Genomic DNA, 19710 nt, shown 5'->3' with positions numbered 1-19710 from the left:
GTGAATAAATTACAATTAATCGAAATTTGGGACGCGATTATAAAATTGGATATCGTTAGTGAAGGCACTTTAAGCGAAGAAATTGCATTGCTTGTAGACAAAATTGAAAAAATAGAACAAGGGATAAGGTAGATTAGCGAATTGTATGTTAAATTTAAAAATTATGTACAATGGGCTATTCACTTTATCAATGGCGTAAAATCAGCAATTGATAAAGTGAATGGAAGAATAAAAGCTAGTAAAATTAATAATTTATATGAGGATGAGAATAGATGATTGAAGATAATAAAAATGATTTTCCAACGATAAATTGGTTTCCGGGGCATATGGCAAAGGCGAGGCGCTTAATACAAGATAACTTGAAATTGGTTGATGTGGTCGTAGAGTTGCTTGATGCGCGCATTCCTTTGAGTAGTGCAAATCCTATGTTAGCAGATCTTATTGTAGATAAACCTCATATGATTGCTTTGAATAAAGCTGATCTAGCAGATCAAATAGCAACAAAAGAATGGATTCAGTACTTTAATCAGAAAAATATTCCAGCAGTTGGAATTGATTCAATGACTGGAAAAGGGATGAAACTATTATTAAAAACAATAGATGAGCTGGCAAAAGAAAAAGTAAATAAACTAGTAAGCAAGGGAGTAAATGCACGTTCGGCACGTGTGATGATTCTGGGAATTCCCAATGTAGGAAAATCATCGTTAATCAATAAATTGGCTGGTGCAGCTATAGCTAAAACAGCAGATAAACCAGGAGTTACAAGAGCTAAGCAATGGATAAAAATCGGTAAAAATCTTGATTTATTAGATACTCCAGGTGTTTTATGGCCTAAGTTTGAAGATATGCAAGTCGGATTAAAGCTAGCTTTTACCGGTGCAATTAATGATGAAGTTTATGATATGGAAAAAGTAATGAATATTTTTTTAGAGACTATGATTCAGTACTATCCAGAACGATTGATTGAGCGCTATAAATTACAAAGTGATTTATTAGAAAGTTCATCAGAGGTATTACAGGCAATTGCTAAAAAAAGAGGCTGTTTATTAAAAGGTGGCATGATTGATGAAGAAAAAGCCAGACGAATTATTTTAAATGAGTTTCGGAATGGAAAACTGGGATTAATTACCCTAGATCGAATAAATTCAATATAAAATAAAGGTGTAAAATCATAAAAATATGACTTTACACCTTTATTTTATATTGAGTATTTAGCTAATAAAGCTTCTATTTCTTCCTTATTAGAATCAACGACAATAGTTTTTTGATTACTATAAGTTACAAATCCAGGTTTTGCTTTTCCAGGTTTTTTTACATAACGTCGTTGAGTATAGTCGATAGAAACTTTTGATGATCCACAAGCCTGACTAAAGTATGCTGCAAATTTTGCAGCTAAAAGTAATGTGTTTTCATTGATTATTTTTTCATTTGTGTGAATGATAACATGTGAGCCAGAGTGATCTTTGACATGAAGCCACATATCATTTGCTTGTGCAATTTTAAAAGTTACCATATCATTTTGAAAATTATTTTTACCAATCCATATCGATGTATCTTCTGTTAAAAAAATTTTTAAAGGTGAAGATGGTTTATATATTTTCGTAGATTTCTTTTTCTCTTGGATATAACCTTCAGCTACTAGTTCTTTTTTTATTTCTGCTAACTCACTCAACGTTTGCGAAGAAATTAAAGAAACATCGATGCTTTCAAGATATGAAATCGTATGTTGAGTTTGATAAACTTGATCTTCTAACAGAAGTTGTGCTCGTTTAAGCTTATTATATTTGCGATAATAGTTTTGAGCGTTTTTAATCAAAGAAAGGGTAGGATCAATTTCTATTTGGACTAAATTTTCATCAGGAAATTCACTGTAAATATTAGGAAGGTTTATCGTCGCAGCATTGATATCAGCAGTTATTGTATATTGGAACGTAGTTAATAAATCCCCTTTAATTTTAAAAGTCTGTGAATTATTAGCATCTTTAAGTTCATCTTTTAATATAAGTAATTTATTATTTAATTTAGATAATTCATGTTTTATTAATTTTAATAAAACTTCTTTTTCTGGAAGAGAATAATTTGTTTCTTTTCTTATTGTATAATCTATTAATTCACTCATTGTAGGAAAGGCTATCTGCTTATTGTTAGATGATTGAGAAGGAAATGGTAAAAGAGCAATTATTTTATTTTGTTCATTTTGAACAAGTGTAGGGATTATCTTATTCGTGAGGATAAAATTTTTAATTGTATCTATTGCAATATGTATTTTCCCCAAATCTTTTTTTGTTAATTCTTTAACGTATCGTTCAACGGAAAGTCGAGAATAATTTAAAAATTCTTTTGCTATCATAGGCCCTATCCCCATGGCTACGTTCATAAACGCCTTATGTAATGGCAGTTCAGGGTTTTCAAGCAGGCATTCTACAAAACAATCCGTTGATGCGTCAATAAAATTTATTTTATTTTGTTTTGGTGGTTCTATATATGGCTTATTTGGCAATATCTCTCTAAAACGATTCATTTGTCGAGTAACTTTTTTTAAGGAATCAATAATTATATTATCCTGTAATAGAATTACGTTACTGTATTTTCCCATAAGTTCGATAACAAGCGTTTTAGTTACGATAGCCCCGCCTGTCCCAATAACATCAATATCCATAGATAATAATCTATCTAAGTTGTTTTGCTTTATTGATGCGATACGCCCGTTTTCAAGATGCTTGCGTAGCAGCATACAAAAAGCAGGTGGATTCATTGGTGCATCGACTGTTTGATTTGTTAAATGTAATATAGGATGATTAGAATTGGTGGATAGGTGAAGAATATAGTTTTTTTTAGGAATACGAATAAAAAAGAATAAAGTATCTTTATTTAATTGCACAATTTTATCAATTCGCCCTCCAGCGATATGACTATTTAGCTCATTTACTAAAGGACAAAGTGTAATTCCATCAATGTTCATAAATACCTCTCAGCTTATAGATTCATCATTTGGATAAATTAGATTTTAGTTATCCTGACAGTATATCATTGGATGAATAAATGGTCAAACTATTCTAATTTTAATTGGCAGAGAATAGTATTGGTAAAGAATGTTGATACTGAGGTGATGGCATAGTGAAAGATTATAAGGAATACTTACATGAAAGTAATGATGTTGCTAAATATTTTAACGTTAATATAGAACAAGGATTAAGTAGTGCTGAAAGTAAAATTAGACTGCGTAAATATGGGTACAATGAAATTACGGAAAAAGATAAAGATACTATATGGAAAAAAATATTATCCCAGTTCAAAGATTTTATGGTTTTAATATTGATCGGTGCTACTATAGTATCACTATTATTAGAAGAATATACGGACGCGATTACTATCTTAATCATCGTAATTTTAAATGCGGTATTAGGTTTTGTTCAGGAATTTCGTGCTGAAAAATCTATTGAGATGCTAAAAAAATTATCGACACCCCATGCGAAAGTTTTGAGAAATGGATTTTGGCAAGAAATAAGTACTAAACATCTAGTTCCAGGGGACATCATCTCTTTTCGTGCTGGTGATAAAATTTCTGCTGACTGTAGATTATATGAAGTAAATAATGTTGAGGTAAATGAGTCTTTACTTACGGGGGAATCTATACCTGTAAGCAAAAATGTAAAGAAAATAATAAAAGAAGTTAGTTCGGTTAATGACAGAAAAAATATGATTTATGCAGGAACTATTATTATAGCTGGTATCGCAAAAGGAATTGTTTGTCGAACAGGAATGAGTACTGAAATGGGGGAAATCGCAAATTTATTGCAAATAGACAGCAACAGCAAAACCATCTTAGAAAGAAATCTAAAATATCTAGGTAATCGATTACTATTATTTTGCTTAGGAATTTGTTTAAGTATTGTACTAATTGGGATACTTAAGGGCGAGCCGATTTTCTTTATGTGTATGTCGGGGATTAGTTTAGCTGTAGCAGCCATTCCAGAAGGTTTACCAGCAATTGTAACAATTGCATTAGCTTTAGGTGTACAAAAGATTATAAAAAAAAATGCGATCATTCGTAAATTACCTATTATAGAAACTTTAGGTTGTGTGAATGTCATTTGTTCAGATAAAACAGGTACTTTAACAAAAAATGAGATGACTGTAAAGAAAATTTTTATGCTTGATGAAGATTATCAAGTTACAGGTGATGGTTATTCTTTACACGGTCAGTTTATTAGAAATGAACAATCTATCAGTACAGCAGAAGGTCAAGGTTTAAAAGAATGTTTAAAGGCTTTTACTTTATGCAATAATGCGATATTACAAAAAAACAAAATAGAAATTAATGAAAAATGGAGAAGGGAAGAAAGTAATTGGAGTATCGATGGTGATCCTACAGAAGGTGCACTTATTGTTGCTGCTGCGAAATGTAACATGTGGCGAGAATCTATTGAAAAATCAAATAAAAAAATCAAAGAATTTTCTTTCGATTCATTTTTGAAGATTATGTCTGTTCTTTATGCTAATGAAAAAAAAGAACTTGTTTTATATACAAAGGGTGCACCTGAGAAAGTATTAGAGCTTTGTACACATTGCTATATAAATGGAACGCGAAATGAATTAACGAATGTCTTAAGAGAGAAAATTCTTAATGAATGTAACGCTATGGGGAAAAAAACTATGCGTGTTTTAGCAATCGCGACGCGAAAAATTCCTAGGTGGGATGAATCGTATAGTAATCGTGACATGGTAGAATGCAATCTGGATTTTCTTGCATTGGTAGGAATGATTGATCCCGCTCGTGAAGAAGCTAGAGAAGCGATACAAATTTGTAAAAATGCTGGAATTAGAACGATTATGATTACTGGAGATAATCCTAATACTGCTGTTGCTATAGCCAAAGAACTAAAAATGTTCAATGAAGATAAAGATATCGTATTAACAGGACAAGAAATTGAAAAAATTCCAAGGAATCAATATAAAAAGGCTTTTAAAAATGTACGAATTTTTGCGAGAGTATCACCTAGACATAAACTAGAGATTGTAAAATCCTTAAAACATTCTGGTAATATAGTTGCAATGACTGGAGATGGAATTAATGATGCGCCAGCACTAAAAGAAGCTGATGTTGGAATTGCTATGGGAAAAAACGGAACTGATGTAGCGCGGGAATCATCCTCTATGATTTTAATGGATGATAACTTTGCTACTATTGTCGCGGCTATTGAGGAAGGTAGAGGAGTATATGCAAATATTCGAAAATTTTTACGCTATCTTTTAGCATGTAATACGGGTGAAGTTTTAACAATGTTTTTGGGAATTCTCATCAGTTTGCCTATTCCCTTACTACCGGTACAAATATTATGGGTCAATTTGGTGACAGATGGATTGCCGGCTATGGCACTAGGTTTTGATAAAAATAGCAAAAAAATTATGCAAGAATTGCCACGACAACGAAAAGAAAAAATTTTTTCTCGTGGATTATTAAGAAAAATTATATATAGAGGCATTCAAATTGGAATCACTTCTATTTTAATATTTATATGGAGTTTAAGTTATCATCAAGATATCAATTACGCTAGGACAATGGTTTTTACGACGCTAGTTTTTTCTCAGATTTGTCATGTTTTTGATTGTAGATCAGAATCTAGTAATGTTTTTAAAATAGGAATTTTCAGTAATTATTATTTAAATATTGCCGTATTGATTTCTATTACATTACAACTAGCTGTTATATATATCCCATATATGCAAAATATTTTTTACACTGTTTCTTTAGGTTGGATAGAATGGGTACTGATTCTTTTTGCTTCTGGTATTGGTTTAATTACAAGTGGAATAAAAACATTATTTTCTATGGAAAACAAAGTTGCATATAAAGCCGTTAGCAAGTAGAATATATTTAATATAGATTTTAGAATAGGAGATCATACTAATGGGATTTAATTTTACAAAATGGCATGGAGCTGGTAATGATTTCGTTCTTGTGAACGGGTTTACAGAAACAATTCTTGATTTTGAAAAAACTGCAATTGCTGTTTGTAATCGTAATTTTGGAATTGGCGCAGATGGCTTAGTTATCATTTCACCATCAGAAATTGCTGATTTTAAGATGAGAATATTTAATTCAGATGGCAGTGAAGCCGAAATGTGTGGGAATGTTACTCGCTGCGTAGCTAGATATGTTTATGAAAATAAATTAACGGAAAAAACAAAAATTGAACTGGAAACAAAAGCAGGAATTATTCGTCCAGAAATAATTTTTGAAAATGGAAGATTTAATCAGGTAAAAGTTGATATGGGAGAACCTATTTTATCCGGAGCGCTTATTCCAGTGATAGGTTTTGGAAATAATAGAATCATCAATGAAAAAATATTAGTAGATACAATAGAATATAATATGACCTGTGTATCTATGGGAAATCCCCATTGTGTAATTTTTGTAGATGACATGAAAAAGATAAATTTAAATTCTATTGGACCTAAATTAGAGGTACATAAGAGCTTTCCTAAAAAAATAAATGTTGAGTTTGCCGAAATAAAAAATGAGCATCATATTCGAATGAGAGTATGGGAACGTGGAGCAGGAATTACTTTGGCGTGTGGTACTGGCTCGTGTGCAACTCTAGTTGCCGCAGTATTAAATAACAAGACTGAGCGAAAAGCAACTTTAGAGCTAGATGGTGGTGATTTAATTATTGAATGGGCGGATAATAATCATGTATATATGTCTGGCCCAGCCCAGGAAGTTTTTCATGGAGTATATCTTTAATTATTTTTATGAGGGGAGAGATTTCCTTTGAAAATTCTTAGTTTATTATTTTTTTTTACAATTATATTAACTAAATCAGCATTTGCAATTGCTCCCTTAAATAGTCTTACCATAGAACAAGCAGAATTATATGGGATTAGTCAAGTTAAAACAGAGCCTTTTGAATTTACTAAGCCATGGTGTGCCTATGAGGAAAAAACAACTATTTTAAATGAATCTTCGGAACATGCTCATTTATATACAAGTTTTTTGCTTATTGCTACGGAGTCACGAGAAAGAGCTATACAAAAGCAGCCTGCGATGCAGATTGAAGATACAGAAAAAATAATTAGTGATTATGTAAATTTGCTAAGTTTTAGTATTCAGCTAAAAGGAAATACAAGTGATTTTTGTAAAGGAACACGCGCTTTTTTAAAGCAGGAAGATTCTATTTATCCAGTAATTTATTCTAAGATACCCAATAATGCTGAGAAAATTTTAGGTGAATCAGAAAATAATTATTTTGTTCAAGGGTATGTTTATTTCGATGAAAGTAAGGTAAATAAAGAAAAACCGGTCGTTTTAATTATTTTAACTGATGATAATCGGGAACATCGATTCTTTTTTGATTTAAAAAAAATAAAATAGTTCTTAAAGATAAGTTAACATTAAATTAAATAATGTTAACTTATCTTTATATTTTTTGCGAAATTAAAAGGGATTTTGTATTAAATGATGAATATTTAATAACGCGTTCATGATGAGAGTAGGTGTTGAGATGCTTAAAAGTATGACTGGTTTCGGTCGGGAAATGTATATAGGTGAATCATTTCAATGCGAAGTTGAAATAAAAACAGTAAATCATAGATATACTGATATTATGATTCGCCTGCCTAAAAAACTTAATTTATTAGAAGATAAAATACGTAATTTAATTCTGCAATCTATTAAGCGAGGGCGGATTGAAGTTTCTATTGTTTTATCTGAATATAATATCCAAAATGAAATAAAAGTTGACAAAGAGTTAGCAATATCGTACCATAAGGCATTAAAGGAATTATCTAAAGTGATACATACGGACTTTGATCCTAATATTTATGAACTTGCAAAATTTCCTGATGTCTTAGTGCGAGAAGAGAAAGAACTGGATATAGAGCAGTTGGAACCTCAAATTTTAAATGCAGTTGAAAAAGCGACGGCAAGCCTCTGTGAGATGCGCATTTTAGAAGGACGTAATATTCTGGCTGATTTAAATAGGAGGATTGATTTATTAAAATCTCAGACCAATGAAATAGAAGAATATGCTGATGAAGTTACGAAAACCTATACACAAAAATTGTTGCTTCGAATTCAAGAAGCTTCAGAGGATAAAGGGATAGGCCTTGATCAAAATAGAGTTTTACAAGAAGTTGCATTATTTGCGGATCATTCTAATATAACAGAAGAAATTGTAAGATTAGGGAGTCATTTTGAACAATTTTTTATTTCGATAAATAGTAATAGTGATACAATTGGGCGGAAGTTAGATTTTATTATTCAAGAGATTAATCGTGAAATTAATACTATAGCATCAAAAGCGAATAGTTTTTCCATAGCGAATCTTGCAGTTAACATGAAAAGTGAAGTTGAAAAAATACGTGAACAAATCCAAAATATTGAGTAATACTCATCTATAGGAGGTATAAAGGTGGAAATTAAGCTTATTAATATCGGTTTTGGTAATATCGTGTCAGCAAATCGTATTATTTCTATTGTTAGTCCAGAATCCGCGCCAATTAAGAGAATTATCCAGGAAGCTCGTGACCGCGGGATGCTAATAGATGCTACTTATGGGAGAAGAACTCGTGCCGTTATTATTACAGACAGTGATCATGTGATTTTATCAGCAGTTCAGCCAGAAACCGTCGCACATCGTTTGATAAGCAAAGATAACAATGACGACGCTGAATAGAAGGGAATGTAATTAAAGTGATGGAAAAACTTTTGCTTGTTTTATCCGGGCCATCTGGTACGGGAAAAGGAACAATTTGCAAAGAGATATTAAATAAAAATAAAGAAATTAGATGCTCTATTTCAGCAACAACAAGAAGCCCAAGATTGGGTGAAATAAATGGTGTAAACTATTGGTTTACATCAAAAAAAGATTTTTGTGAAATGATAGAAAATGACGAATTGCTCGAGTGGGCAGAAGTTTATGATAATTATTACGGAACACCAGTAATAAAGCTTCAAGACATGTTAAAAGATAATGATGTAATTTTAGAGATTGATATTCAAGGTGCATTACAAATAAAGAAAAAATTTCCTAATGCAGTTCTAATTTATATTTTACCTCCTTCTATTGAAGAGTTGATTAAACGGTTGCATGACCGAGGAACAGACTCTTTAGAAGTTATTGAAAAAAGGTTAAGTTTAGCTCGTGAAGAAATTGCAAAAGCTGCATGCTATGATTATGTAGTTGTTAATGATAAGATTGAGATTGCTGTAAAAAAAATCATGGCAATTGTCATAGCTGAGCGTTGTAATGTAATTAGAAATAAAATTTTAATAAGAAATATATCTGAAAGTAGAGGCGAATCTAAATGATTAATCCATCGTTAGATATTTTAGTTAAAAAAGTTGATAGTAAATATACATTGGTTGTATTAGCTGCTAAAAGGGCAAGAGAGCTTATGGACGGTGATACCTTAACTGTTCATACAAAATCAACGAAAAAAGTAACAAATGCTTTAGAAGAAATCTATGATAATCAAATATCGTACAAAAGAACTAAATCTGGCATAAAGTAGGTATTTCATATGCTACAAAACAAGAATATTATTGTTGGCGTTACTGGAGGAATTGCTGCATATAAAGCTGTTGAAATCGTCAGCCGTTTAAGAAAAAATGGTGCAAACGTCCATGTTGTTATGACAAAAGCAGCACAAAATTTTGTAACGCCTTTGACTTTTCGTGAAATCAGTGGAAATCCGGTTAATACGAGTATGTGGAATGATGTCCCAGTGTGGAATGTTGAGCATATTGCATTAGCTAATTTAGCTGATTTAGTATTGATTGTTCCGGCAACTGCCAATATTGTTGGCAAAGTAAAAAATGGTATTGCAGATGATATGTTAACTACTTTAATCATGGCAACGAAAGCTCCAGTTATATTTGCACTAGCAATGAATGCCAATATGTATGAAAATAAAATATTACAAGATAATATAAAAGTTTTAGAAACCTACGGGTATAAATTTATTAAGCCTGAATCAGGTCATTTAGCTTGCGGTATTAGTGGAATTGGAAGATTGGCAGATCCAGAAGATATTGTTGAAGAAATAAAACAACATTTTATTTCTACCCAAGCTTTAATAAACAAAAAAGTGTTAGTAACAGCAGCTGGGACAATTGAAGCAATTGATCCAGTCAGGTATATCGGCAATCGTTCGAGTGGAAAAATGGGGTATGCTATTGCAAAGCAAGCGGCTTTATTAGGAGCTAGCGTTGTTTTAGTTTCTGGACCAAGCTATTTACCAGAACCAGAGGGTGTAACATTAATAAAAATAGAAAATGCATTAGAAATGCGAGAAATGGTATTAAAGGAATATAAAGATGCAGATATTATCATTAAAGCTGCTGCGGTAGCTGATTATCGACCACGCACTGTGGAAGAAAATAAAATAAAGAAAAATGAAGAAAAGTTAATTTTACAGTTGGAAAAGAATCCAGATATACTTCAAGAATTGGGGCAATTAAAAGAAAAAAATCAAATTTTAGTTGGTTTTGCTGCTGAAACTCAAGATTTGATTAAGTATGCCAAAGACAAAATCCAACGGAAAAATCTAGATATGATTGTAGCAAATGATGTTTCATTACCAGGTGCAGGGTTTAATATTGATACAAATATTGCAAAAATTATTTATAAAGATGGTAAAATTGAAAATCTTGATAAAATGTCTAAAGATGAACTAGCATGTCTGATTTTAGATAAAATAATTAAAAAATATCAGATTGTATCTTGATTTTTTTAAAAAGATACATTATGATTAATTAAAATGAAATATTTGCTCATCAAGAGTAGTGGAGGGACTGGCCCAATGAAGCTGCGGCAACCATTGAATCATTCAAAACGGTGCCAAATCCTGCAGAATAGTCTGTAAGATGAGAGTGAAAAGCTCTCTTTCGAGAGCTTTTTTTGATTTTAAATATTATATTAGGAGGAATAGATTTGACTAAAAAACGTGTTTTATTTACGTCAGAATCAGTAACAGAAGGACATCCAGATAAAATTGCTGATCAAATTTCTGATAGTGTATTAGATGCAATATTAGCGCAAGATCCAATGGGAAGAGTTGCATGTGAAACATTAATCACTACCGGGCAAGTGCATGTTGTTGGTGAAATTACTACAAATTGTTATGTTGACATTCCTAAAATTGTAAGAAAAACGATTAAAAATATCGGTTATACAAGAGCAAAATATGGATTTGATTCTGAAACCTGTGGAATTTTAACTTCCATAGATGAACAATCTGTAGATATTGCCATGGGGGTTGATAAAGCGCTAGAGGCAAAAAAAGGTACTATGGATGAAGCTATTGAAGCAATTGGTGCTGGAGACCAAGGTATGATGTTTGGTTATGCAACAAATGAAACTGCGGAATTTATGCCATTGCCGATTGCACTTGCTCATAAATTAGCACGACGTTTAACGGAAGTTCGTAAAAATGGTGAACTTGATTATTTAAGACCGGATGGAAAGACTCAAGTAACAGTAGAATATGTTGATGGCAAGCCAGTTCGTATTGATACGATTGTTATTTCTACTCAACATGGTCCAGAAGTAGATTTAGCTACAATTGAAAAAGATCTTATTGAAAAAGTGATTAAACCTATTGTGCCAGCAGAATTACTAGATGATGAAACTAAGTATTATATAAATCCTACAGGGCGCTTTGTTGTTGGCGGTCCACAGGGTGATGCGGGCTTAACTGGAAGAAAAATTATTGTTGATACTTATGGTGGTATGGCTCGTCACGGTGGTGGAGCTTTTTCAGGGAAAGATCCTACGAAAGTTGATAGATCTGCAGCTTATGCAGCACGATATGTAGCGAAAAATATTGTTGCTGCAGGACTTGCTGATAAATGTGAAATTCAAATTGCTTATGCGATTGGTGTTGCTAAACCAGTTTCAATTATGGTTGAAACTTTTGGGACTGCTAAAATTGAGGAAACTAAAATTGTTCAGTTAGTAAAAGATAATTTTGATCTTCGTCCAGCTGGAATTATTAAGACGCTAGATTTGAGACGTCCGATTTATGCAAAAACAGCGGCATATGGTCATTTTGGACGTACTGATGTTGATTTACCTTGGGAACGCTTAGACAAAGTTGAGATTTTAAAAAAAGCTTTAAATTAATTATGCTAAAGGGACTCAAAAGAGTCCCTTTACTATTTTGATAATATGGTGAAAAGATGAATAAAGTAGCAAAAATATTTATAAATATGCCAATAAAAACGATTGCAAAAGGATATTCTTATATTGTTCCCGACCAATTTTCTTATCTTGATATTGGCTGGAGAGTTTGTGTACCTTTTGGACATCAGTATTTAGAGGGTTTTGTAGTTGAAATCGCTTTTGTTGAAAATTGTGATGGATTAAAAGAAGTGGTTGCTGTAATTGACAAGAGTGCTTGGTTTAATCAAGAGATGATAGATACAGCTAAATGGATAGCGTCATATTACTTATGTAGTCTAGGCGAAAGTATGAGGCTTTTTATCCCTGGGAAGAAAAGTATTAGCGTGGATTTATTTTATGAGGCGATAGCATTAGAGGAAAATGGGATAAATTGTTGTTGTATTTATAAATATTTGCAAGCAAATGGACCGCTTAATATGAATTGCTTAAAAAAGTATTTTCCTACATATGACATGGAAAAAGTTCTAGAGCGACTATTAAGTGAGGGGAAAATTAAAAAAGTATATAAAGTCCGAAGTAGAGTGAAAGAAAAATTCGAAAAATTTGTTATGATTAATGAATTTTGCGATAAAGAGCCGAGCATATATTTAAAAAATAAGCCAGCACAACTGCGTTTAGTAAACCTAATGCTAACAAAAAGAAAACTTCCACGAAAGACATTAATGGAATTTTCTTCCTCGGTAATTCATGCATTAGAGAAAGATGGCTTTATTCACGTTGTAAATGAGCGAGTGTTAAGAGATAGTTACAAAGATTATCACTTCCAAATGGTAAAGAAATCTTTAAATCCGTCACAAGAAAATGCTATTGAACAAGTCACTGCAAAAATATACGAGAAAAAACATGATACATTTTTATTATATGGAGTGACTGGTAGTGGTAAAACAGAAGTATATATTAATATTGTAGAAAAAATTAGAAAGTTAGATAAACAGGCGATCATTTTAGTCCCTGAAATTGCTTTAGCAAGTCAAATGATTCAAAGATTTAAAGAAAATTTTTCAAATGACATCGTTGTAATGCATAGTAAATTATCTATTGAAGAACGTAATGACGCGATTGAAAGGTTGCATAATAAAGAAGTTGGTATAGTTATTGGGGCTAGATCAGCAGTTTTTGTGCCTCTTGATGATCTTGGTGTCATTATTATTGATGAGGAACATGAAGTTTCATATAAGCAAGAAGAACGACCTTATTACCACACACGTGAAGTGGCAAAAATGAGAACGTTTTATTCAAATGCAATTTTATTATTAGGTAGTGCTACGCCATCGCTTGAAAGCTATTATAAAGCTCAATGTAGCGAATATAAGTTGCTATCATTACCTAAGAGGGCAAATAATTCCAATTTACCTAGTGTTCATATAGTGGATATGAGGAATGAATTAGCGAAAGGCAAAAGATCAATTCTATCAGATGATTTGTATGCGTTAATAAAGAAAACTCTCGAAAATAAAGAACAAATTATTATTTTATTAAATAGACGTGGGCACTCTACATTTGTGTTATGCAGAGAATGTGGTCATATTATAAAATGTAATCATTGCGATGTTCCAATGGTTTACCACTTTAGTGGTATTTTACGTTGTCATTATTGTGACTCGGTGAAGACAGTACCGCAAGAGTGCCCGCATTGCTATAGTAGATATATTAAATACTTTGGAACCGGCACGCAAAAATTAGAGGAAGAATTATGCAGGCTATTTCCTAATGCAAGCGTGCTAAGGATGGATAGAGATACGACAACTAAAAAAATGGCATATGAAAAAATTCTGGATGATTTTCGAAAAGAAAAATATCAGATACTTTTAGGTACCCAGATGGTAGCAAAAGGACATGATTTCAAAAATGTAACAGCGGTAGCTATTTTAAGTATTGATTCTACAATTAATATTCCTGATTTTAGAGCAGCTGAACGAGGCTTTCAGCTTTTAACTCAAGCTTCTGGGCGAGCCGGGCGACATGGAAATCAAGGAAATGTTATTGTGCAAACGTATAATCCATGCCATTATGCGATTACGCATGCCAAAGAACATGATTTTATAAGTTTTTATCATGAAGAGATGAACTTTCGAAAAATTTTAAACTATCCTCCTTACAACCAATTGCTGAAAATTATAATTTTTGATATGGTCGAAGAAATATTAATAAAAAAAGCTGAGATATTAGCTAGAAAGCTCCATTTAATGATGAAATCAGTAAAATGTAATATTATAGGGCCTTTTAGTGCTAATGTTGTCAAGGTAAAAGATATTTATAAAATGAATATTCTAATTAAAAGTAGGGAAATGGGAAAAATAAAACAACTTCTTTGTGAAAATGAATTAGATAAAAGGAAGGATATTACAATTGATGTTGACCCAATGAATTCATTGTAACAGACAGATTGATGATGTCATGGATTTTTTTCGTCTAGTGTGATAAAATTTTATAGTTAAAGAGAATTTAATATAAAATAGGGAGAGTTTATTGTGGCTATTTTAGAAGTAAAAAAAGCTGGAGATAGTATATTAAAAAGGGTATGTAGCCCTGTAGAAAAAATAGATAAAACAGTAAAAAGATTGTTAGATAATATGGCAGAAACGATGTATCATGAAAATGGTGTGGGCTTAGCTGCTCCTCAAGTTGGAGAAGGGGTAAGAGTCGTTGTTATTGATGTTGGAGAAGGCATTATAGAGTTAATTAACCCCATCATTATTGAAAAAGAAGGAAAAAAGATTGATACAGAAGGTTGTTTAAGCATTCCTAATATTTTTGGTGAAGTAGAACGATACGATAAAGTCGTAGTAGAAGCTTTAAATCGTCGCGGGAAAAAAGTGCGAATTGAGGCAACTGGATTATTATCAACTGCAATGCAGCATGAAATTGATCATCTAGAGGGTATACTGTTTATAGATAAAGCAAAAAGTATTTCAAGAGGTAAGCAATAATGAATAAGTTAAAAGTTATTTTTATGGGAACACCAGATTTTGCAGTACCTTGCTTAAAGGCTTTGCATAAAAATCATGAGATACTCGCAGTAATTACCCAGCCAGACCGTCGCAAAGGGCGTGGGCAAAAAGTTATTTATTCACCAGTAAAAGAATTTGCAAGCAGTGTAAATTTAACGATTTTGCAACCTGAAAAGATTAAAACAGATGAGTTTGAAGATCTCATAGAGAGTTTACAACCAGATTTGATTGTAGTGGTTGCTTTTGGACAGATTTTATCAAAAAGAATTTTGGATATACCTGTTTTAGGTTGTATTAATGTTCATGCGTCATTACTACCGATGTTACGTGGTGCAGCTCCGATTCATTGGGCTGTAATTAATGGGGAGAAGAAAACCGGTGTAACAACTATGTTTATGGATGTTGGTCTTGATACAGGGGATATGTTATTAAAGAAAGACGTATACATCGCTGATGAAGATGACACTGGGGTTATTCATGATAAATTAATGATTTTAGGTGCGGAAACTTTATTAGAAACGATAACGTTATTGCAGATGAATAAGCTTTCCAGAGTAAAACAAGATGAAAGTAAATCTACATATGCACCGCTCTTAACAAAAAAATTAGAAAAAATAACCTGGGATAAAGATGCTTTACAAATACATAATTTAATTCGTGGGTTATCGCCTTGGCCCGGAAGCTATTGTATGAACAAAGAGGCTGTTTTGAAATTATGGAAAAGTAAAGTTGTTAATGAAGAACCTCATAGCTATGAGCCTGGAACGGTTATTGATTTCACTAAAAATGGTTTTATTGTAGCGGCGGGTGAAGGCATGCTTGAAATTATGGAAGTTCAGCCGGCGAATAAACGTCGAATGCATGCAAAAGACTATATAAATGGTCATGGGATTAGGCTAAATGATGTTTTAAAATAAGTAGGTGAGGGTTTGATAAACGCGATAAATCGACCTAAAAAGAGATTATTTATCATATTAATTTCAGTTAGTTTATTAATCACTTCAATTTCCACCTATGGGGTTTGGAAAATAAGTTTTTTAGGCTTATCTAATATTAGTGAACATTTGCCAGTTATTTTAGGAATAATTTTAATTGCGCTTTTATTTTCGATTTCTTTTGGATTTATGGGGATTGTTTTTTCAATCCTAGGATGGCCAACAATCCAATGTTTTCATCGACAGGCATGGGCAGCAATAAATATTTTGTTTCCAATGGCTGTTATAATTGGGAAAGTGATAGATGTAAATAAAGAAAAGATTGAACGTTCTTTTATTGAAGTTAGCAATCAAATTATTCGAAACCGCGGTATTAAGATTCATGCTAAAAATTTATTATTAGTTACACCTCATTGTTTACAGGAGGAAACATGTCCACATAAAATTACGCGTGATGTGAAAAATTGTAAAAAATGTGGAAGATGTCAAATTGGCGACTTACTAAAATTATCTGAAAAATATGGCTTTTCTTTTGCTGTTGTAACTGGTGGTACTTTAGCAAGGCAAATAATAAAAAAAGTGAAGCCTAAAGCAGTTTTATCTATTGCGTGTGAGCGTGATTTAACTAGTGGCATTCAAGATATATATCCATTACCGGTCATTGGGGTGTTGAATCAAAGACCCTTTGGTCCGTGTAACAATACAAGAGTTAATGTGAATGAAGTAGAAAAAGCAATTAAAGAATTTTTAATATAATGGCAGGTGTCTAAATGAATGTTAGAGAACTAGCATTAAGAGTTATTAATGATGTTAATATAAAGCAAGCTTATGCTAATATTGTATTAAATAAACTTTTTCCCAAACATCAAATAAATGAACAGGATAGAAGGTTTATTACGGAATTAGCTTATGGAACAATAAAAGTTGGTAAAACTTTAGATTGGATTTTAAATAGATATATGAGTCGACCATTAAATAAAATCTCCCCGATTATTCAAGATATTTTGCGAATGGGCGCATATCAGATTTTATTTATGGATAAAGTCCCGGATTCAGCAGCTTGTAATCAGTCAGTAGAGCTAGCAAAAAAATATGGACATATTGGAACGGCAAAGTTGGTTAATGCAGTCTTAAGGAATATAATTCGCCATCCTGAAAAAGCAGCATATCCAACGCCAGAAGAAGATAGCGCGTTATATTTATCCTTAAAATACTATCATCCACTTTGGATGGTTGAAAGATGGATTAAAAAAATAGGAAAGGCTGATACTGAAAAGCTCTGTGCTTTTAATAATTGTCCGCCTGATTTATCCATTCGAACAAATTTATTAAAGATAACAAGAGAAGCTTTAATAAAGCGTTTGCATAGTGAAGGTGCAGAAGCTGTTCCTTCTTTACTTACGCCGGAAGGCATTTTATGTAAAAAACATACAACATTGACGAATATGGCTTCTCTACATGAAGGGCTATTTCAAGTACAAGATGAAAGCTCAATGTTAGTTGCCCATGTTCTTGCACCGCAAGAAGGCGAGTTTATCATTGACACATGTAGTGCTCCAGGAGGTAAGAGCACACATATCGCTGCCTTGATGAAAGATACAGGAAAAATTTTGTCGACCGATATTTATGAACAAAAATTAAATATCATTAGTGAAAATGCAAAGCGATTAGGCATCTCCATCATTCATACAGAATTAATTGATGCACAACAAATTGGTGATAAATATCCAATGCAAGCTGATCGTGTATTAGTAGATGCACCTTGCTCAGGTCTGGGCGTATTAAGAAAGAAACCTGATTCACGTTGGCGAAAAACAGAGACATTAATAAAAGAGTTGGCAGAATTACAAGGTGAAATCTTAAGCAGTGCAGCAAAAGCTGTTAAGCCAGGTGGTGTTTTAGTATATAGTACTTGCACAACAGAAGTTGAAGAGAATAATAAAGTTATCGAAGATTTTTTAGCTTCACATGAGAATTTTATTCTTGATGATGCAAGAAAGTATGTAAACTTATCTCAGCAAAACAATAAAATGATTCAGTTATGGCCACATATTCATAACGTTGATGGATTTTTTATTGCGAGAATGCTAAAAAATAAGTAGGTGTTTTTTTGAAAAAAAATATTTTTGGACTTTATATAGATGAAGTATATGAACTTCTAAAAATTTTAAAAATTGAAAAATATCGTGTAAAACAGATTTTTGAATGGATATATAAACGGAATGTTACAGATTTCAAACAAATGATGAATTTGCCACTAAAAATGCGCGAGCAATTAAATGAAGCCTTTGTTATTAAAACAGTTAATTTGGTGGATAAACAGATTTCACAAGATGAAAACACAACAAAATTTTTATTAGCCTATCATGATGGAGTTGCGATAGAAACCGTTCTAATGAAGCATAATTATGGGAATAGTGTATGTGTTTCCACACAGGTTGGATGTAATATGGGATGCACTTTTTGTGCTTCTACTTTACATGGAATGATAAGAAACTTAACAGGTGCTGAAATATTAGCTCAAATTTTTTTTATTAATAAAATTTTAAATAAAGAAGGACAACGCGTTAATAGTATTGTAATTATGGGTTCGGGAGAACCTTTAAATAACTATGACAATGTGCTGAATTTTATTAAGCTTTGTCATGATAAAGAAATTTTAAATTTAAGCTACAGAAATATTACGCTTTCTACTTCAGGAATTGTTCCTAATATGTATAAATTAGCAGAAGAAAAACTCCCAATTACTTTGTCAGTTTCTCTTCACGCGGCGAATGATACGATAAGAACAACATTAATGCCAATAAATAAAAAATATAATATAGAACAGGTGATTTTAGCGGCTTCAAATTATGCAAAAAAAACAGGGCGAAGAATTACCTATGAATATATTTTAATTAATGATTTTAATGATTCAATAGAAGATGCTAAAGAATTAGTAGGTTTATTAAAAGGAAAACTAGCGAATATAAATCTTATTCCAGTAAATCCTGTTGAAGAAAGAGGCTGGTTTCGCCCTGAACAAAGGAAAATATCAAACTTTATGAATTTTTTACTAGAAAATCATATATCAGTTACGCTTAGAAAAGAAATGGGCGCAGATATTCAAGCCGCATGTGGGCAATTAAGAAATAAATCTATGGATGAATCTTAAAATCTATTTTAATGTGGGAAGTGTTTATAATGCTTTTTGATAAGATAAATGATAAATTAAAGTCTTTATTAAAAAATCAAGAGGATGATGATGAATATACGCAGCAGCGAACTAGAATTTTTGATAAGGAAGAGTTGCCATTATCTATAATGGAACGACCCTCATTAGCAAAAACCGTTTTTACCATTTTAGAAGGTCAAGATAGAGGAAAAGTTTTTATTGTTGAAAAATATCGAATTAATATTGGTAGAATGATAAACAACGAGGTAGTGTTATCTGATAGTAGTGTTTCGCGCCTACATGCTTATATTGTGCATGAAGATGATAAACGAATTATTTACGATGCTGGAAGCTTAAATGGAATTCTAATAAACGATAAATCTTATGCCCATTGTGTTCTACATAATGGGGATATAATAAAATTGGGCAATACTGTTATAAAATATGAGCAAGTGAATTAAAAGGACAAAGGCTATTGTGAA

At 32.1% G+C, this 19710-nt stretch carries 19 protein-coding genes and 1 riboswitch; of the genes, 18 read left to right on the top strand and 1 reads right to left on the bottom strand.

Translation table 11 applies throughout. The annotated features are described in order from the left end of the window. Entirely contained in the window at positions 1–132 is a 132-nt protein-coding gene (locus tag ACWZFG_RS06310; RefSeq protein WP_418627074.1) for a hypothetical protein, read from the top strand. 140 nt (positions 133–272) lie between these two features. After that, positions 273–1154 carry a ribosome biogenesis GTPase YlqF gene (gene ylqF, locus ACWZFG_RS06305; protein WP_455577260.1) on the top strand — a complete coding sequence of 294 codons (882 nt, stop codon included), beginning with the start codon at positions 273–275 and terminating at the stop codon, positions 1152–1154. A gap of 44 nt (positions 1155–1198) precedes the next feature. On the opposite strand, the gene ACWZFG_RS06300 is transcribed toward ylqF, so the two are convergent. Continuing rightward, on the bottom strand, positions 1199–2962 hold the full coding sequence (locus ACWZFG_RS06300) for an Rqc2 family fibronectin-binding protein (protein ID WP_455577259.1): 1764 nt from the start codon (positions 2960–2962) through the stop codon (positions 1199–1201). Positions 2963–3117: 155 nt separating this feature from the next. Between ACWZFG_RS06300 and ACWZFG_RS06295 the strand changes: the two genes are divergently transcribed. The 16 genes from ACWZFG_RS06295 to ACWZFG_RS06220 all read left to right on the top strand — a co-directional run bounded on the left by ACWZFG_RS06295 (position 3118) and on the right by ACWZFG_RS06220 (position 19689). Further along, positions 3118–5871, top strand: a complete 2754-nt coding sequence (locus tag ACWZFG_RS06295) for a cation-translocating P-type ATPase (RefSeq protein ID WP_455577258.1) — start codon at positions 3118–3120, stop codon at positions 5869–5871. 40 nt (positions 5872–5911) lie between these two features. Beyond that, on the top strand, positions 5912–6748 hold the full coding sequence (dapF, locus tag ACWZFG_RS06290; protein ID WP_177504013.1) for a diaminopimelate epimerase: 837 nt from the start codon (positions 5912–5914) through the stop codon (positions 6746–6748). Between the two features lie 27 nt (positions 6749–6775). Next, on the top strand, positions 6776–7375 hold the full coding sequence (locus ACWZFG_RS06285; RefSeq protein WP_177504011.1) for a hypothetical protein: 600 nt from the start codon (positions 6776–6778) through the stop codon (positions 7373–7375). A gap of 109 nt (positions 7376–7484) precedes the next feature. Beyond that, positions 7485–8390, top strand: a complete 906-nt coding sequence (locus ACWZFG_RS06280) for a YicC/YloC family endoribonuclease (protein ID WP_455577257.1) — start codon at positions 7485–7487, stop codon at positions 8388–8390. A 24-nt stretch (positions 8391–8414) separates the two neighbouring features. Further along, positions 8415–8678 (top strand): extracellular matrix/biofilm regulator RemA, encoded by a 264-nt coding sequence (gene remA / locus ACWZFG_RS06275; RefSeq protein WP_177504004.1) that lies wholly within the window; start codon positions 8415–8417, stop codon positions 8676–8678. Between the two features lie 20 nt (positions 8679–8698). Further along, on the top strand, positions 8699–9313 hold the full coding sequence (gene gmk, locus ACWZFG_RS06270) for a guanylate kinase (protein WP_455577256.1): 615 nt from the start codon (positions 8699–8701) through the stop codon (positions 9311–9313). Next, positions 9310–9516, top strand: a complete 207-nt coding sequence (gene rpoZ, locus ACWZFG_RS06265; RefSeq protein ID WP_147668781.1) for a DNA-directed RNA polymerase subunit omega — start codon at positions 9310–9312, stop codon at positions 9514–9516. Before gmk ends, rpoZ begins: the two co-directional genes overlap by 4 nt. A gap of 9 nt (positions 9517–9525) precedes the next feature. Next, complete coding sequence (gene coaBC / locus ACWZFG_RS06260; RefSeq protein ID WP_418627176.1) at positions 9526–10731, top strand: bifunctional phosphopantothenoylcysteine decarboxylase/phosphopantothenate--cysteine ligase CoaBC; 1206 nt, start codon at positions 9526–9528, stop codon at positions 10729–10731. Between the two features lie 43 nt (positions 10732–10774). Then, a riboswitch (SAM riboswitch) is annotated at positions 10775–10877 on the top strand. 60 nt (positions 10878–10937) lie between these two features. Continuing rightward, positions 10938–12128, top strand: a complete 1191-nt coding sequence (gene metK, locus ACWZFG_RS06255) for a methionine adenosyltransferase (protein WP_177503999.1) — start codon at positions 10938–10940, stop codon at positions 12126–12128. Positions 12129–12184: 56 nt separating this feature from the next. Then, complete coding sequence (gene priA, locus ACWZFG_RS06250; protein ID WP_455577255.1) at positions 12185–14566, top strand: primosomal protein N'; 2382 nt, start codon at positions 12185–12187, stop codon at positions 14564–14566. A 93-nt stretch (positions 14567–14659) separates the two neighbouring features. Further along, complete coding sequence (def, locus tag ACWZFG_RS06245) at positions 14660–15118, top strand: peptide deformylase (RefSeq protein ID WP_147668773.1); 459 nt, start codon at positions 14660–14662, stop codon at positions 15116–15118. After that, complete coding sequence (gene fmt / locus ACWZFG_RS06240) at positions 15118–16056, top strand: methionyl-tRNA formyltransferase (protein ID WP_455577254.1); 939 nt, start codon at positions 15118–15120, stop codon at positions 16054–16056. The genes def and fmt overlap by 1 nt, the downstream gene beginning before the upstream one ends. Before the next feature lie 12 nt (positions 16057–16068). Further along, positions 16069–16830 carry a DUF116 domain-containing protein gene (locus ACWZFG_RS06235; RefSeq protein ID WP_177503992.1) on the top strand — a complete coding sequence of 254 codons (762 nt, stop codon included), beginning with the start codon at positions 16069–16071 and terminating at the stop codon, positions 16828–16830. Positions 16831–16844: 14 nt separating this feature from the next. Beyond that, the gene (gene rsmB / locus ACWZFG_RS06230) at positions 16845–18176 is read left to right on the top strand and encodes a 16S rRNA (cytosine(967)-C(5))-methyltransferase RsmB (RefSeq protein ID WP_455577253.1); all 1332 of its coding nucleotides are present in this window, start codon (positions 16845–16847) and stop codon (positions 18174–18176) included. Positions 18177–18184: 8 nt separating this feature from the next. After that, positions 18185–19228 carry a 23S rRNA (adenine(2503)-C(2))-methyltransferase RlmN gene (gene rlmN, locus ACWZFG_RS06225; RefSeq protein ID WP_455577252.1) on the top strand — a complete coding sequence of 348 codons (1044 nt, stop codon included), beginning with the start codon at positions 18185–18187 and terminating at the stop codon, positions 19226–19228. 29 nt (positions 19229–19257) lie between these two features. Then, on the top strand, positions 19258–19689 hold the full coding sequence (locus tag ACWZFG_RS06220; protein ID WP_455577251.1) for an FHA domain-containing protein: 432 nt from the start codon (positions 19258–19260) through the stop codon (positions 19687–19689). Positions 19690–19710: the final 21 nt, after the last annotated feature.

This window comes from Anaerosinus sp., from assembly GCF_965318445.1.
The sequence above is the reverse complement of the archived record's forward strand: the minus strand, read 5'-3'. Positions and strand labels throughout refer to the sequence as shown.

What these genes read in the sequence shown, in the direction of transcription:
- ylqF (WP_455577260.1), top strand. Translation starts at nt 273, where the DNA reads ATGATTGAAGATAATAAAAATGATTTTCCAACGATAAATTGGTTTCCG.
- ACWZFG_RS06300 (WP_455577259.1), bottom strand. Translation starts at nt 2,962, where the DNA reads ATGAACATTGATGGAATTACACTTTGTCCTTTAGTAAATGAGCTAAAT.
- dapF (WP_177504013.1), top strand. Translation starts at nt 5,912, where the DNA reads ATGGGATTTAATTTTACAAAATGGCATGGAGCTGGTAATGATTTCGTT.
- ACWZFG_RS06280 (WP_455577257.1), top strand. Translation starts at nt 7,485, where the DNA reads ATGATGAGAGTAGGTGTTGAGATGCTTAAAAGTATGACTGGTTTCGGT.
- gmk (WP_455577256.1), top strand. Translation starts at nt 8,699, where the DNA reads ATGGAAAAACTTTTGCTTGTTTTATCCGGGCCATCTGGTACGGGAAAA.
- rpoZ (WP_147668781.1), top strand. Translation starts at nt 9,310, where the DNA reads ATGATTAATCCATCGTTAGATATTTTAGTTAAAAAAGTTGATAGTAAA.
- coaBC (WP_418627176.1), top strand. Translation starts at nt 9,526, where the DNA reads ATGCTACAAAACAAGAATATTATTGTTGGCGTTACTGGAGGAATTGCT.
- priA (WP_455577255.1), top strand. Translation starts at nt 12,185, where the DNA reads ATGAATAAAGTAGCAAAAATATTTATAAATATGCCAATAAAAACGATT.
- fmt (WP_455577254.1), top strand. Translation starts at nt 15,118, where the DNA reads ATGAATAAGTTAAAAGTTATTTTTATGGGAACACCAGATTTTGCAGTA.
- rsmB (WP_455577253.1), top strand. Translation starts at nt 16,845, where the DNA reads ATGAATGTTAGAGAACTAGCATTAAGAGTTATTAATGATGTTAATATA.
- ACWZFG_RS06220 (WP_455577251.1), top strand. Translation starts at nt 19,258, where the DNA reads ATGCTTTTTGATAAGATAAATGATAAATTAAAGTCTTTATTAAAAAAT.